Raw genomic sequence first — 14,802 nt, 5'->3', positions numbered from 1 at the left:
TTCGCTGCCCATCAGGTGCCGCAGAAAGTCTGGTAGCCAGCCGTGACGGCGGCCGGCGCGGGCTCCGCATAGGCGGCGCGTCCAGGATGTTCATCGAAGGGCTGGCGCACTGCGTCCAGCAGGCTGTCGAAAGGCGCCATGTCGCCGTCCTGCGAAGCGGCCCGCAACGCCGCTTCCACGTGATGGTTGCGCGGGATGACCCAGGGGCTGGCGCGCCGGACGCGCTCGGCGCGCAGCTGGGGCGTGACGTCGGCCTCGCTTGCGCAGCGCCGTTGCCAGCGGCCGATCCATTCGCGCGCCGCCGCGGGTTCCGCGAACAGGCCCAACAGCGCGGCTTCGTCGCCCGCCGCCGCGTCGGCGAGGCGCCTCCAGCCGAGAGTGAAGTCGACCTGTTGCGTCTCCAGCAGGCGCAGCCAGTCGTCCGCCAGCCCGGCGTCTTCGTCCGCCGCGGCCTCCAGCCCGAGCTTGGCGCGCTGGCCGCGCAGCAGCGCCGCCTGGTACAGCGCCTCGAAGGATTTGAGGACTTCGGTGGCGCGGTCCACGGCGTCCTGCGCTGCAGCCTCGCCCCCGTCCGCCACCACCAGCGGCAACAAGGCCTCGGCCAGCCGCGCCAGGTTCCACTGCGCAATGAGCGGCTGGTTGGCGTAGGCGTAGCGGCCGTTGCGGTCGATCGAGCTGAACACCGCCTTGGGGTCGTACGCCTCCATGAAGGCGCAGGGGCCGTAGTCGATGGTCTCGCCGGAGATCGTCATGTTGTCGGTGTTCATCACGCCGTGGATGAAGCCCACGTTCATCCATTGCGCGATCAGCACGGCCTGGCGTTCGACGACCCGGCGCAGCAGCGCCAGGTAGCGATCGGACGAGCCCGCCAGGTCGGGGTCATGGCGGGCGATGGCGTATTCGGCCAGCCGGCGCAGCTTGTCGATGTCATTGCGCGCGGCGAAGAACTGGAAGGTGCCCACGCGCAGGTGGCTGGAGGCCACGCGGGTCAGCACTGCGCCGGGCAGCAATTGCTCGCGCACCACTTCCTCGCCGGTGCCCGCAACCGCGAGGGCGCGCGTGGTCGGAATCCCGAGCGCATGCATGCCCTCGCCGATGAGGACTTCGCGCAGCATAGGGCCGACGGCGGCCCTGCCGTCGCCGCCACGCGAGAACGGCGTGCGCCCTGATCCCTTGAAGGCGATGTCGCGCCGCTGTCCGTGCCGGTCCACGACTTCTCCCAGCAGGAGCGCGCGGCCGTCCCCCAGCTGCGGGGAAAAGCCGCCGAACTGGTGCCCCGCATAGGCCTGCGCCAGCGGCAGCGCGCCTTCGGGCACGCTGTTGCCGGCGAACACGGCGGCGCCCTCGGGCGTGCCCAGGGCATCGGCGTCCAGCCAAAGTTCCGCAGCCAGCGGGCGGTTCAGGAACAGCAGTTTCGGCGTGCGCACCTGCGCCGGCTGCCAGGCCGTGTACAGGCCGTCGAGGTCGCGGGCGAACGTGTTGTCGAAACTGAAGAGGGAAAGCGGGGGCTGCATCGTCCCCACTGTAGCGAGGATTCACGCAAGCCGGGTTCGGCGCTGGCCCGACCCCGGCGCGCGCCCAGTCAATCCGCCCCGACCTGCAGCCTGTTCGGTTGCCGGCGTTCCACCTGGTACTTCAGCAGCGCCGCCACGCGATACACCGCGTGCGCGAACTTGCCGTAGGGCAGGGTGAGGAACAGCGCCATCACCGTGCCCAGGTGCACCGCCAGCAGCAAAGCCATGGCGCCGGTGTCGCGCAGTGCCAGCAGGGCCAGGCCGGTCAGGCTGGTGGCGAACAGCAGCACGATGAACGCGCGGTCCATCGGCCGTTGCGCCGGGTCGCCGTGCAACGGATGCCGGCGCAGGTTCAGCCACAGCAGGCCGGCCGGCCCGATCAGCAGGCCGATGCCGCCGACCGTGCCCAGCACGACCGGCAAGCTGGTCGCCGGATACGGCGCGGGCTGCCGCAGCACGTAGTGGTAGAGCGTCGCGACACAGGTCGCCGCGAAGCACAGCATGAAGCCGTAGAAGGTGAAGTGATGGAAGCGCCGGCGCCACAAGGTGAAGGCGTCGTCGGACTCGTTGCAGCCGTCCCCATGGCCTCCGTCGAGATAGGTCAATGCCAGCGCGTTGCGGGCCGCGGCCGTTGCGGCAGGCGCGCTGACCGGGCCCGGCGACTGGCTGCGCCAGAAACGCGCCGCGCCGATGCCCAGCGCGAGCACGGCGAAGGCGAAAGCCGCGCCGAACATCCACGCCATCGTGTTGTGCGGGAAGACCGCGTAGAAGTTGCCGGCGAGCGGCTCGTGCCAGAGGCTGCCGCGCATGGCCAGCAGCAGCACCAGGAACAGCGCCAGCGCACCGGCCGTGGCGAGCGCGAAAGTCAGCCCGTTGCGGCGGTACAGCGCACCGAACGCACGAGGCCAGGCATAGCCCGAGTAGGTTTCCTGCCGCACCTGCGCCATCGCCCGCGGCACATTGACCGCGAAGTCGTGCGGCGGCGCGTACTGGCAGGCGTGCAGGCAGGCGCCGCAGTTGTGGCACAGGTTCGCCAGGTAATGGACGTCGCCGGCGCCGAAGGCCAGCCGTCGCGTCATCGCGGGAAACACCGCGCAGAACGTTTCGCAATAGCGGCAGGCATTGCAGATCTGCATCTGGCGCGCCACTTCGTCCGCCGCGGCGCTGCCGCCCCCGGGCTTGAACTCGTTGTTGGCGAGCGCTACGGCCTCGCGCGCCAGGGCGTCAAGCGACTGCATGGGCGGGCTCCTTCAGCGCTGCGCGCGCGGCCTCGCTCCCGGCGATGCGGCCGAAGGCCGTGCCGATGCTCATGCCGACGCCGGCCGTGTAGCCCTTGCCCAGCACGTTGCCGGCCATCATCTCGCCGGCCACGAACAGGTTGTCGCTCGGCGCGCCGCCGAAGGACACACGCGCCTGCGCGTCGGTCTTCAACCCGAGGTAGGTGAAGGTGATGCCGGGCCGCAAGGCATAGCCGTAGAACGGCGCCTGGTCGATGGGGCGCGCCCAATGCGTCTTGGGGGGAATCAGGCCTTCGGTGTGGCAGTCGTCCAGCATGGTGTGGTCGAAGTTGCCGACCCGGCAGGCGGCGTTGTAGTCGTCCAGGGTGCGCATGAAAACCTGTTCGGGAAGCCCGAGCGCGCGGGCGAGCTCGGGCAGGGTGCCGGCCTGCACGCCGGGAAACACCGGCGGCATGAAGCGGCCGATGGCCTTGCTGTCGATGATGCAGTAGCCGATCTGGTCCGGCTGCATCGCCACCAGCCGGCCCCAGATGGCGTAGCGCTTGGGCCAGAAGTCCTCGCCCTCGTCGTAGAAGCGGACACCGTCCCGATTGAGCATGACGCCGAGCGACACCGCGTCGACCCGCGTCACGATGCCGCCGTCGTACAGCGGCGCGCGCGCATCGATGGCCACGCAATGCGCCTGCGTCGGGTCGCCGATGATGTCCGCGCCCTGCGCCGTCATGTGCTTGAGCAGCACGCCCTGGTTGAACCGGGTGCCGCGGATCAGGAAGTTGTCGGCCGGCCATTCGCCGCGCTCGTTCTGGCCCCAGGCGTCACGCAGCCATTCGCGATTGGACTCGAAGCCGCCCGAGGCCAGTACGCAAGCCTTCGCCTCGAAGCGTTCGCCATTCGCGTAGGCTGCCAGGAAGCGGCCGTCGCGCAGCTCCAGCCGGTCCACGGGGGTGTCGTAACGGATGTCCACCCCCAGGTTGCCGGCGCTGCGGTAATAGGCGTTGACCAGGGCCTTGCCGCCGCCCATGAAGAAAGCGTTGGTGCGCGACAGGTGCAGCGTCCCCACGAGGGACGGCTGGAAGCGCACGCCGTGCTTGCGCATCCAGGGCCTGCAGGTCGATGAAGCGCGGATCACCAGGCGTGCTAGCTGCTCGTCGGTGTTGCCGCCGGTGACCTTCAGCAGGTCCTGCCAGAACTCCTCTTCCGGATAGGCATCGAGCAGCACGTCCTGCGGCGCGTCATGCATGCAGCGCAGGTTGCGGGTGTGCTGCGAGTTGCCGCCCCGCCATTCGCGCGGCGACGATTCGAGCAGCAGGACGCTGGCGCCGGCTTCGCGGGCCATGAGCGCTGCGCAGAGGGCGGCGTTGCCGCCGCCGATGACCAGGACATCGTGCATGGGGGGCGAGGGTACACCGTGCGCAAATCCTGGATCCGCGGGCTCGACAGCAGCGACAATCCGCGCATGGCCCAAGGCAAGCGCATTTCCGCCGGCATCCCACGCGATGCCCTCCAGGTGATCCAGGACATGGGCACGGCGGCGCGGCTGGCCCGCGCCGCCGCCGGCGAAGGGCAAGCCACCGCTGCCACGCGGCTGGGCGTCCACGTCCAGACGATCGGCCGCATCGAAGCGGGTGAACCGGGCGTCGCGATCGGCCACGTGCTGGGCCTGCTGGCCGTGTACGGCATCACCGTGAAGCTGCCGGAATGACTCCCATCGCCGTGATCGACTTCGAAACCACCGGCTTGTCGCCCACCAGCGGCGACCGTGCAACCGAGATCGCCATCGTGCTGCTGGAGGGAACGAAGGTGGTGGCCCGGTTCCAGTCGCTCATGAACGCAGGCGTGCGCATTCCGGCGTTCATCGAAAGCTACACCGGCATCAGCAACGACATGATCCGCACGGCGCCACCGGCCGCGCAAGTCATGGGCGACGCGGCGCGCTTCGTGCGCGGCGCGCGCCTGGTCGCGCACAACGCGTCGTTCGACCGTCGTTTCTGGTCGGCGGAGCTGTCCCGGCTGGGCGACGGGCACGAAGACCACCCGTTCGCCTGCACCATGCTGCTGTCGCGCCGGTTGTACCCGCAGGCTGGCAGCTATCGCCTCGGCTCCCTGGCTGCGTTCCACGCCATCCCGTCCGCCGGGCGTGCCCACCGGGCGATGGCGGACGCGGAGGTGGCCGCCGCACTGCTTTCGCGCATCCGCGGCGACATCCAGCGCGATTACGAAGTGCCGGAGGTTTCGCACGACCTCCTGGTGAAAGTGCAGCGCTCCCCGCGCAAGGATGTTCCCAAGGCGATCCAGGGGTATTTCGAAGAACTGCGGAAGATTGAAGCGAGTACAAGCAATGAACCATCCCGATGACGAAACCTGGCGTGCCCGCGTCCACCTGGCCGCGGCGAACCGCCTCGCGGTGTACGACGACCTGGAAGAGGGCATCGACAACCACTTCACGATGCGCGTGCCCGGCCAGCAGGATCGCTACCTGGTGCTGCCGTTCGGCCTGCACTGGTCCGAGGCGCGGGCCAGCGACCTGATCGTGTTCAACGAGGCGGGCGAGGTGCTGGAAGGCAGCGGCAGCCTGGAGCTGAGCGCCCTGAGCATCCACGCCCCGCTGCACAGGATCACCGGCGCGAACGTCATTCTCCATACCCACCAGACCTGGGCGCTGGCGTTGAACATGCTGGAGGACAACCGCCTGCTGCCCGGAAGCCAGACGGCCGCATTCCTGACGCGCAACATTGCCTACGACGACGGCTACACCGGGCTGGCCGATTCGCTGAGCGAAGGGGCGCGCCTGGCGTCCGCGCTGGGCGACAAGCACATCCTGTTCATGAAGAACCACGGCGTCCTTGCGGTGGGCGACAACGTCGCGCAGGCCTACCGGCGCCTGTACAAGCTGGAGCGCGTCTGCCGTGCGCAGATCCTGGCCATGTCCGCCGGCCGGCCGCTCGCGCTGCTGGAAGAGGCGATGGTGGAGCGGGTGGAGGCGCCGAACCCGCGCAACAGCCACTCGCAGGCCGAGCGCGAAGCCCTGTACTTCGCGGCCATGATGCGGGTGCTGGATCGGGAGATGCCGGGGTACGCCGACTAGGCGTTCCATGGGATGTCACGCAGCGGGCGAAGCGCCAGCGCGCAGGAACTCGCTCAGGCGTGACGCCGCCTCGCCCATCCCGCCCTGCGGCTGCAGTATGCCGATCGGCTGCATCGCCACTCTCTTGCCGACTTGCAGTTCGATGAGTTCGCCGCCATCGAGCAACGGCCGCGCCAGGGTGAGCGGCAGGTACGCGAGCAAGTCGCGATTGCGAAGCAGCCAGGCCATCATGGGCTGCGAACGCGTGACGACGGAATACACCGGCGGGGGTTTCGGAAATTTCTGGACCAGTTCGTCGAACCGGGCCCGGGCAGCGAATCCCGCCGGCAGCAGCAGCCAGGCGTGCGCGGCCAGGTCCGCCAGGGAATGCTTCCCGCGCCGGGCGAGTGGATGCTGCACGCGGCAGACGATGGCCAGCCGGTCCTCGCGCACGGGATGGAACTCCCAGCCCTCGGGGATCACCGGCGGCTTCCGGCAAGCGACGAGGTCGACTTCGCCGCGCGCGATGGCGAGCAGCTGGTCATCGCTTTCCGATTCGCGCAATTGCACCTGGACGCCGGGGAAGCGGTCGCTGAAACCGGCCAGCGCACCGACCAGGAGGCCATTGATCGACGCGGCCGAGCCGATGAGGCGGACGGTTCCATGGCCCTGCATCTGCCGCGCGACCACGATGTCCGCGCTTTCCCAGATCCCCATCATCAGCTGCCGTGCGACCGGCAGGAGGTCCTTGCAGGACGGAGTGGGCCGGACGCCGCGCGCATGCCGCTCGAACAGCGGCACTTCGAGCAGGTTCTCCAGGTAGGCCAGCGCCTGGGTGACGGAGGACTGCGTCATCCCGATCGCATCCGCGGTGCGCTGGACGCTGCCCAGCTCGGCCAGTTGCAGGAGGATCTGCACGTGGCGGAACTTGCCGCGTGCCAGCAGGCGGTTCAGGAGGGCCGAGGCTGAATCGGGCAAGGTATCGGCAAGTCTAATGCCTGCCTCGGCGAATTAATTGGCACCCGCGAGGGGCGCGCAGCAAGATGTGCGATCACCAACCGGGCCCGCCCGCGGCAAGAGCGCGGGACCGGCGGCCCCATCGAAGGAGACAAAGTGAAATCCCTGGTTCGATCCCTCGCCGCGGGCGCCCTGGCCTGCCTCGCCGCCGCTTGCGCGGTCGCACAGCCGGCGGACTGGCCGGCCCGGCCCATCCGCATCATCGTGCCCGCACCGGCGGCCGGTCCCTTCGACCGGGTGATCCGCCCGATCGCCCAGCACATGACGCAGACGCTCAAGCAATCCGTGGTCGTCGACAACCGGCCCAGCGCCGGCAACATCGTCGGCACGCAGGCCGGCGCGACGGCCGCGCCCGACGGCTACACGCTCACCATGACGGGCATGCTCAACACCATCGCGCAAAGCATGTACGACAACGTGCCCTTCGACATCGTCAAGGACTTCGAACACGTCGGCGCCATCGGCGGCGGCGCGCAGTGGCTGGTGGTGCGCAGCGACGCCGGCATCAGCAGCCTGCAGGACCTCGTGCAGCAGGCCAGGCGCGAACCGGGCAAGATCAACTACGCAAGCTCGGGCGCGGGCAGCACGGGGCACCTGGTGATGGAGCTGCTGCAGCGCGCCGCGGGCATCCAGCTCACGCACGTTCCCTACAAGGGCGGCGCGCCCGCGCTGCAGGACGTGCTGGCCGGCGTGGTGCCGGTGATCGTCATTCCCTCGAACGCGGCGCTCAGCAGCGTGCAGGCCGGCAAGCTGAAGGTGCTGGCCGTCTCCTCCGAAACGCGCAGTCCGCTGGTGCCCAACGTGCCGACCTTCGCCGAGCTGGGCTACAAGCAACTGTCCCTGACCTCCTGGGTCGGGCTGTCGGCGCCAAAGGGCACGCCGGCCGCGGTGGTCCGCCGGATCCACGCTGCCCTGGCCGCCGCACTGCAGGACCCCGCGCTGTCGAAGCAGCTGGAGTCGGAAGGCATGATCCCCTTCAGCACCACGTCCGAGCAATATGCGCAGCTGGTGCGCGAGGACACGCAGCGCTGGGGCCAGCTGGTTCGCAGCCTCGGCATCAAGGCGAACTGAGGAAGCCTTCATGCCTTTCGTGGAATCCGGCGGCCGCCGAATCTATTACGAACGCCACGGCGACGGCGGCCCGGCCGTCCTGTTCTGCCATGGCGCGGGATCGAACGCCGCCACGTGGTGGCAGCAGCTGCCTGCCTTCACTGCGCATCACGCCTGCATCACGATGGACATCCGGTGCTTCGGGCGCTCGGTGGCACCGGTGCAGGAGTTCACGTTGGAGAATTTCGTCGCCGACGTGGTCGCCATCCTCGACCACGAGCGCGTCGATCGGGTCACGTTGGTGGGACAGTCCCTGGGCGGGATGATCGGGCTGAAGCTGGCCTTGACGCACCCGGCGCGGCTGGCAGCCTTCGTCGGCTGCGACACCTCGCTGGCCATCGACCATCCGGTCCTGCTGGAGACCATCGCCAGGCGCCAGATCACGCACCGCGCCGTGACGATCGAACAGCGCTCGCTGGGCGCGTGGTTCCTCGAGAACCACCCCGACAAGGCAGCCTTGTACGCGCAGATCAACCACTTCAATCCCAGCGCTTATGGGATGTCCGCTGCGGAGTGGGGCGGCGCGCTGGCGGCGCTCATGGGGCCGGAGCGGCGCATTCCGTTGGCCGCCCTGCGCGACGTGCGCTGCCCCACGCTGCTGCTCGTCGGCAGCGAGGACCCCATCGTGCCGGTGGCGGTGATGCACGAGGTCTCCGGGCTGATTGCCGAAAGCGAGGTGGCCGTGATCGACGATGCCGGCCATTCCGCCTATTTCGAAAAGCCGGCCGAATTCAATCGGCAGGTGCTGGAATTCATCCGGCGGCGGGCCGGCTACTGAGGAGCCATTGTCGGCACAGCGACGTGTCGCTCGGGAAGTGGGCAGAATCGGCCAAACACTGATTCGACCCATCGAAAGGATTCCCAAGTGAAAACGCGCGCCGCCGTCGCCTGGCAGGCCGGCCAGCCCCTCACCATCGAAGAACTCGACCTCGACGGCCCGCGCGCGGGCGAGGTTCTGGTGGAAGTGAAGGCCACTGGCATCTGCCACACCGATTACTACACGCTCTCCGGGGCCGACCCGGAGGGCCTGTTCCCCGCCGTGCTGGGCCACGAAGGCGCCGGCGTCGTGCTGGAAGTCGGCGCCGCCGTCACGTCGCTGAAGCCGGGCGACCACGTGATCCCGCTGTACACGCCGGAATGCCGGCAGTGCAAGTTCTGCCTCTCGCGCAAGACCAACCTGTGCCAGCTCATTCGCGGCACGCAGGGCAAGGGCCTGATGCCGGACGGCACCTCGCGCTTTTCGCTCGACGGCAAGCCCATCCTGCACTACATGGGCACCTCCACCTTCAGCAACCACATCGTCGCGCCGGAGATCGCGCTGGCGAAGATCCGCCCCGATGCGCCGTTCGACAAGGTCTGCTACATCGGCTGCGGCGTCACCACCGGCGTCGGCGCCGTGATCTGGACCGCGAAGGTGGAGGCGGGCGCCAACGTGGTCGTGTTCGGCCTCGGTGGCATCGGCCTCAACGTGATCCAGGGCGCGAAGATGGTCGGCGCCGACAAGATCATCGGTGTCGACCTGAACCCGGCGCGCGAAGCGATGGCCCGCAAGTTCGGCATGACGCATTTCCTCAACCCGAAGGATCACGCCAACATTGTCGATGCCATCGTGCAGCTCACCGACGGCGGGGCCGACTACAGCTTCGAATGCATCGGCAACACGAAGACGATGCGGCAGGCGCTGGAGTGCTGCCACAAGGGCTGGGGCCAGAGCATCATCATCGGCGTGGCCGAAGCGGGCGCGGAGATCAGCACGCGGCCGTTCCAGCTGGTGACCGGGCGGCAGTGGAAGGGCTCGGCCTTCGGCGGTGCGCGCGGCCGCACCGACGTGCCGAAGATCGTCGACTGGTACATGGAGGGCAAGCTGAACATCGACGACCTGATCACGCACAAGCTGAAGCTGGAGGACATCAACAAGGGCTTCGAGTTGATGAAGTCCGGCGAATCGATCCGCTCGGTGGTGGTGTTCTGATGGCGCCAGTCACCACGCTGGAGGAGCACCGCTGCTTCGGCGGTGTCCAGGGCTTCCACGAGCACGCGTCCACGGCGATCGGCCTGCCGATGCGCTTCGGCGTCTACCTGCCGCCGCAGGCCGTCGAAGGGCCGTGCGCCGTGCTGTATTGCCTGGCTGGCCTCACCTGCAACGAGCAGACCTTCGCCATCAAGGCCGGCGCGCAGCAGCATGCGGCGCGGCACGGGCTGGTGCTGGTCACGCCCGACACGAGCCCGCGCAACACCGGCATCGCGCAAGCGGATGCCGACTGGGACTTCGGCACGGCGGCCGGCTTCTACCTGGACGCCACGCGCGAGCCGTATGCGCGCCACTGGCGGATGGAAAGCTGGTTGATGGAGGAGCTGCCGGCCGTGCTTGCGGCGCGCTTTGCCGTCGACATCGCACGCTGTGGCGTCCTGGGCCACTCGATGGGCGGCCATGGCGCATTGACGCTGGCCTTGCGCCATCCGGGCCGGTTTCGCAGCGTGTCCGCCTTCGCGCCCATCTGCGCGCCGAGCGAAGTGCCCTGGGGGCAGAAGGCCTTGCGCGGCTACCTTGGCGACGACCAAGCCGCCTGGTTGCGGCACGACGCGGTGCGCCTGGTCGAAAACGGCGCCCGCGCGCCGCACCTGCTGGTCGACCAGGGTTCGGAAGACCCTTACCTGGCCACGCAATTGCGGCCCGAGCGGCTGGAGCAGGCCTGCACGCAGGCGGGGCAGCCGCTCACGCTGCGCCGGCATGCAGGCTACGACCATGGCTACTTCTTCATCCAGGGCCTGGTCGGGGAACACCTTGCGCACCATGCGCAGGGCCTGGGCCTGCGCGGATGACCGCGCCCTGGCTGGCGCTGGCCGTCACGACGGCGATCCAGTCGCTCGTCTCGATGGCCGTGCTCACGTTGCCCGTGATGGCGCCCGCCGTCGCGCAGGCATTGGGCACCTCCGCCACCTACACCGGCCTCTATGTCGCACTGGTGTATGTGGGGGCGATCGCGGCCAGCCTGGCAGCCGGCAATGCCGTGGCCCGCTTCGGCGCCATCCGCGTCAGCCAGGGCGGCCTGGTGCTGTGCGCCGCGGGACTGGCGCTGAGCGCGCTTCCAGCGCTGCCGGCCATTGCCGTCGGCGCGGTGCTGATCGGCCTGGGTTACGGTCCCATCACGCCGGCCAGTTCGCACCTGCTGGTGCGCACGACGCCGGCCCGCCGGATGTCCGTGGTGTTCTCCATCAAGCAGACGGGCGTGCCCCTCGGCGGCGTGCTGGCGGGCGCCATCGTGCCGGGCGTCATGCTGTGGGTGGGCTGGCAGGCGGCATTGCTGGCCGTCGCCGCGGCGAACCTGGTGTGTGCAGCACTGGCGCAGCCGTTGCGCGCGGACCTCGATGCCGACCGCGACCCGGGCCGGCGCCTCGCACTGGGCAACCTCGCGGGGCCGCTGCGGCTGGTGCTGTCCTATCCGGCGCTGCGCATGCTGGCGGCGTGTTCCTTCGCCTTCTCGATCACGCAGCTCTCGTTCACGGCCTACCTGGTGACTTATCTCGACGCAACCCTGGCCTATGGGCTGGTCACCGCCGGCCTGGCGCTGTCCTTTGCGCAGTTCGGCGGCGTCGGCGGCCGCGTCTTCTGGGGCTATGTCTCCGATCGCTGGCTCGGGGCTCGCTGGATGCTGGCGATCCTGGCCTTGCTGATGACGGCGGCGGCGCTTGCCACGGCGCTCCTGCGTCCGGGGCTGCCGCTGGCCCTGGTGCTGGCCGTGCTGGTCGTCTTCGGCGCTTCCGCCATCGGCTGGAACGGCATCTACCTGGCGGAGGTGGCGCGCCGCGCGCCCGCGGGCCAGGCGGGCATGGCCACGGGAGGCACGCTGGCTGTCACTTTCTTCGGGGTCGTGCTGGGCCCGCCGCTCTTCGGCGCGCTGTCCGGCCTGTTCGGCACGTACCGGGCCGGCTTCCTGGCGCTGGCAGTGATCACCGGCGTCTGCGCGATCGTGCTGGCGTGCGGCCGCCGGTTGTTGCCGTCCCAGGCACCCGCAGGACCAGGCGACGCACGATAAGCTCAGCAGTTCGCCGCCGCCACGCGCCTTTGCCCGACGGGAAGGCCGTCTGGTAACAGGCTTCACGACTGTTGCAGGCGCCGAAGCGTGGCATTGGTTCCTTCGACCTAGCACGGAGCGCACGGCCGAGTAGCGAGTCGCTCAAAATAGGCCCTGCGCTCCTGCTATCCAGCCGCGGGGGCATCATTACGGAGACCCATGGACCTCGAGTACCAAGCGCAATGGCCTGAAACCGCCGACTGGCGGCGGAATGCTTTGCATGAGCTCGAGGGCGACTGGAGGCTCAAGGCCAAGTTCCTGGCGTTGTCGTACCTGCGGGCCAGGGCCCTCTCGCCGATCCATCGCGCGACGCCTGGCAGTTCGCTGCATCGCTACGTCGAGGAACGGCCGGACACGGCGGGCTTCATCGTTTGGCCGTACCAGTGCGCGAGCTGGCGGCCCGCGGAGCGGATCCGGCGCGTGACGCAGCACTTCGCCATCCTCGACGAGATCGGCGCGCCTTTCCCATTTTCCGTGCGCGACAAGCTGCTGCTGTGGGACCTGGACGCCTACAGCCCCGGAGTCCGGATCCTGCTGGAGCAGCCCAAGTGGCTGTTCCGCGAAGGCTTGCTGACGCTCAGCCTGTTCAGCGGCGACCACAGGGCCTATTCGCTGGCCTTCTCCCTGTTCAGGGACGGCGATCGCGTCGGCATCTTCATCGGCGGCCTGCAGGGGCGCAGCACGGAAGGCGCGCTGCAGCGGTACAAGGACATGACCAAGAGCTTCCACGGGCTGCGGCCGCGAGACCTGCTCCTCGATTGCCTGCGCATGCTGGCGCCGGCGCTGAAGGCGCAACGCATCCTGGCCGTCTCGGACGATCATCGCTACACACGGCACCCTTACTTCGGCGGCCGCAGCCGGTCGGACCACGCGGACTATGACGAAGCCTGGACAGACCGGGGGGGAACGCGCGTGGATGCGAGTCACTTCGAGCTGCCGATGGCGTCAACCACGCGGGCGCTGGAAGACGTTCCCAGCCGCAAGCGGGCCTTGTACAGGCGCCGCAGCGAGATGCTGGAAAGCCTGCAGAAGGGAAGAGCAGTGCTCTCGGAGGCGCAGGTCCTTCGTTTCGAAGCCACTTGACGCCCATGGCGTTGCGCGTCCGATCCACATTGGCGGCAGCCTGCCTGGCCGCGGGATTGGGTGGCGCCGCGATCGCGCAGAACGCGCCCCGCGGGGTGGACATCGGCGTCAACATCGAAGGCATCGAGGACTGGGCGCGCCTCTCGCCTTTCGTGGACCTCATGAAGGGTTCGCGCGCCTGGGGCCTGCCCGAAGAGCCGTGGAAGGAGGGCGTGCGCACCGATGCGCAGGGCTGGCCCTTGCAGGATGCCGGCGTCGTGGTGAAAGTCCTCCACCCGGATGCCGGCGACCCGAAGGCAGCGGCAAGGACGCTCGAAAATGGCGTCCACCAGTTGTCCTTCCAGGGCCGCGCCAAGGTGGCTCCCGTCGCATCGGAGGGCGTGACCGTGCGGAAGGTCGCGTACGACGCCAGGACCCGCCAATCGACCGCCGAAGTGGTCATCGGCCCCCAGGCCACCCAGCTGATGCTCTCGTTCACAGGTACCGACGGTGGCGTGCGCGACGTGCGGCTGGTTCCCTCCGGCACGCCCGCGAGCCAGACGTTCAACCCGGCGTTTCGCGCGGCCATCGAACCGTTCGGCACGCTGCGGCTGATGGACTTCCTGAAAACCAACGGGAACCCGTCTCGCAACTGGGCCGAGCGCACGACGCCCGCGGCCGCCACCCAGTCGGGCGAGCGCGGCGCCGCGTACGAGTACGCCGTGCAGATGGCCAATGAACTGGGCAAGGACATCTGGATCAACGTTCCCGCGCTTGCCGACGACGCCTACGTGCGTGCCCTGGCGGAGTTGCTGCACCGGACGCTGGCTCCCGGGCGCGTCGTGTACGTGGAGTACAGCAACGAGCTGTGGAACTCGCAGTTCCCGCAAACCGCGGCGAACCGCGATGCCGCGGTGGCGGAGGCGGCGGCCGGCGACACCACGCTGACGAAAGGGCGAAAATGCACGGCGCAGCAGCTGAAGTCAGCCGCCGGCGATTGCAACCCCGATTGGGCGGGCTATTTCCGCGTGGGCAAGCGAACCGTGCGCATCGCCCAGATCTTTTCCGAGGTGTTCGGTGCGGGCGCGCTGAACAACCGGGTGCGGGTGGTGTATGCCACGCAGTTCTCCCACCGCAACCTCGCCGAGCAGGTCCTCAAGAACATCGCCACTTATCGCGGCAAGCCTGCATCCTTCCTGTACGGGGTGGCCGGTGCGCCGTACTTCTATCTCGACGAGGCACTTGCCCGGTCTCCGCGGCTGGATGCGGCAACGATCCACGCGTCGATGAACCAGTCGCTCGAGCGCGACGTGCTGCCCTTCCTGGCATCCGGGATCGCGAAGGGCGGGACGTTCACCAAGGGGGTCCCCTACCGGGGCGAAGACTGGAGCCAGCCCTCGCTGAAGGCGCTGGCCGACTACTACGGCATCAAGAGCATGGCCTACGAGGCGGGGCCGGACTTTCGCCAGGTCGAGGCGAGCCTGCCCGCGAAGTTCGCCGCGAATGCGGACGCGCGGATGGGCGCGAGCATCGACCGGCTGCTGCGGCAATGGTTCGGCTGCGGCAACGGGCTGTTCATGCACTTCACCCTCACCAGCGGGTATGGCCGCCACGGTTATTGGGGGCTGACCAATGACCCGCGCGACCTGAAGACCGCCAAGTACGAAGCCGTGGCGAGCGCTGCACGGCGCCCGGCCACGGACTATCGAAGCTGCAATTAG

The 14,802-nt window shown here is 68.9% G+C and carries 14 protein-coding genes; 10 read left to right on the top strand and 4 right to left on the bottom strand.

Annotated features, from left to right (window positions below):
* Window positions 1-11: 11 nt before the first annotated feature.
* The 3 genes from WG902_RS09950 to tcuA form a co-directional block, all read right to left on the bottom strand.
* Window positions 12-1,514, bottom strand: a complete 1,503-nt coding sequence (locus WG902_RS09950) for a protein adenylyltransferase SelO (RefSeq protein WP_340059880.1) — start codon at window positions 1,512-1,514, stop codon at window positions 12-14.
* A gap of 68 nt (window positions 1,515-1,582) precedes the next feature.
* Window positions 1,583-2,752: a tricarballylate utilization 4Fe-4S protein TcuB gene (gene tcuB / locus WG902_RS09945; RefSeq protein ID WP_340059879.1), complete on the bottom strand. Its 1,170-nt coding sequence runs from the start codon at window positions 2,750-2,752 to the stop codon at window positions 1,583-1,585.
* The gene (tcuA, locus tag WG902_RS09940) at window positions 2,739-4,142 is read right to left on the bottom strand and encodes an FAD-dependent tricarballylate dehydrogenase TcuA (protein WP_340059878.1); all 1,404 of its coding nucleotides are present in this window, start codon (window positions 4,140-4,142) and stop codon (window positions 2,739-2,741) included. The genes tcuB and tcuA overlap by 14 nt, the downstream gene beginning before the upstream one ends.
* Window positions 4,143-4,208: 66 nt before the next feature.
* On the opposite strand from tcuA, the gene WG902_RS09935 reads away from it, so the two are divergent.
* Genes WG902_RS09935 through WG902_RS09925 form a run of 3 tightly spaced genes read left to right on the top strand, consistent with a single transcriptional unit; the run spans window position 4,209 to window position 5,837 of the window.
* Complete coding sequence (locus tag WG902_RS09935) at window positions 4,209-4,454, top strand: helix-turn-helix domain-containing protein (protein WP_340059876.1); 246 nt, start codon at window positions 4,209-4,211, stop codon at window positions 4,452-4,454.
* Window positions 4,451-5,107, top strand: coding sequence for a 3'-5' exonuclease (locus WG902_RS09930; RefSeq protein WP_340059875.1), 657 nt, complete (start codon window positions 4,451-4,453; stop codon window positions 5,105-5,107). The genes WG902_RS09935 and WG902_RS09930 overlap by 4 nt, the downstream gene beginning before the upstream one ends.
* Window positions 5,091-5,837 (top strand): class II aldolase/adducin family protein, encoded by a 747-nt coding sequence (locus WG902_RS09925; protein WP_340059874.1) that lies wholly within the window; start codon window positions 5,091-5,093, stop codon window positions 5,835-5,837. Before WG902_RS09930 ends, WG902_RS09925 begins: the two co-directional genes overlap by 17 nt.
* A 15-nt stretch (window positions 5,838-5,852) precedes the next feature.
* Here the strand turns inward: WG902_RS09925 and WG902_RS09920 are convergent, their stop codons facing one another.
* Window positions 5,853-6,794 carry a LysR family transcriptional regulator gene (locus tag WG902_RS09920; RefSeq protein WP_340059873.1) on the bottom strand — a complete coding sequence of 314 codons (942 nt, stop codon included), beginning with the start codon at window positions 6,792-6,794 and terminating at the stop codon, window positions 5,853-5,855.
* 135 nt (window positions 6,795-6,929) lie between these two features.
* On the opposite strand from WG902_RS09920, the gene WG902_RS09915 reads away from it, so the two are divergent.
* From WG902_RS09915 to WG902_RS09885, 7 genes are all read left to right on the top strand, one after another.
* Window positions 6,930-7,904, top strand: a complete 975-nt coding sequence (locus WG902_RS09915) for a Bug family tripartite tricarboxylate transporter substrate binding protein (RefSeq protein ID WP_340059872.1) — start codon at window positions 6,930-6,932, stop codon at window positions 7,902-7,904.
* A gap of 10 nt (window positions 7,905-7,914) precedes the next feature.
* A complete protein-coding gene (locus WG902_RS09910) occupies window positions 7,915-8,721 on the top strand; it encodes an alpha/beta fold hydrolase (protein WP_340059871.1) in 807 nt (268 codons plus the stop codon).
* 87 nt (window positions 8,722-8,808) lie between these two features.
* A complete protein-coding gene (locus WG902_RS09905; RefSeq protein ID WP_340059869.1) occupies window positions 8,809-9,915 on the top strand; it encodes an S-(hydroxymethyl)glutathione dehydrogenase/class III alcohol dehydrogenase in 1,107 nt (368 codons plus the stop codon).
* Window positions 9,915-10,766 carry an S-formylglutathione hydrolase gene (fghA, locus tag WG902_RS09900; protein WP_340059868.1) on the top strand — a complete coding sequence of 284 codons (852 nt, stop codon included), beginning with the start codon at window positions 9,915-9,917 and terminating at the stop codon, window positions 10,764-10,766. Before WG902_RS09905 ends, fghA begins: the two co-directional genes overlap by 1 nt.
* A complete protein-coding gene (locus WG902_RS09895; RefSeq protein WP_340059867.1) occupies window positions 10,763-11,980 on the top strand; it encodes an MFS transporter in 1,218 nt (405 codons plus the stop codon). Before fghA ends, WG902_RS09895 begins: the two co-directional genes overlap by 4 nt.
* 198 nt (window positions 11,981-12,178) lie before the next feature.
* Complete coding sequence (locus WG902_RS09890) at window positions 12,179-13,102, top strand: VirK/YbjX family protein (RefSeq protein WP_340059865.1); 924 nt, start codon at window positions 12,179-12,181, stop codon at window positions 13,100-13,102.
* A 5-nt stretch (window positions 13,103-13,107) separates the two neighbouring features.
* Window positions 13,108-14,802, top strand: coding sequence for a hypothetical protein (locus WG902_RS09885; RefSeq protein WP_340059864.1), 1,695 nt, complete (start codon window positions 13,108-13,110; stop codon window positions 14,800-14,802).

The organism is Ramlibacter sp. PS3R-8 (assembly GCF_037572435.1).
Taxonomy (GTDB): domain Bacteria; phylum Pseudomonadota; class Gammaproteobacteria; order Burkholderiales; family Burkholderiaceae_C; genus Ramlibacter.
This window is presented reverse-complemented; position numbering and strand designations above follow the sequence as displayed.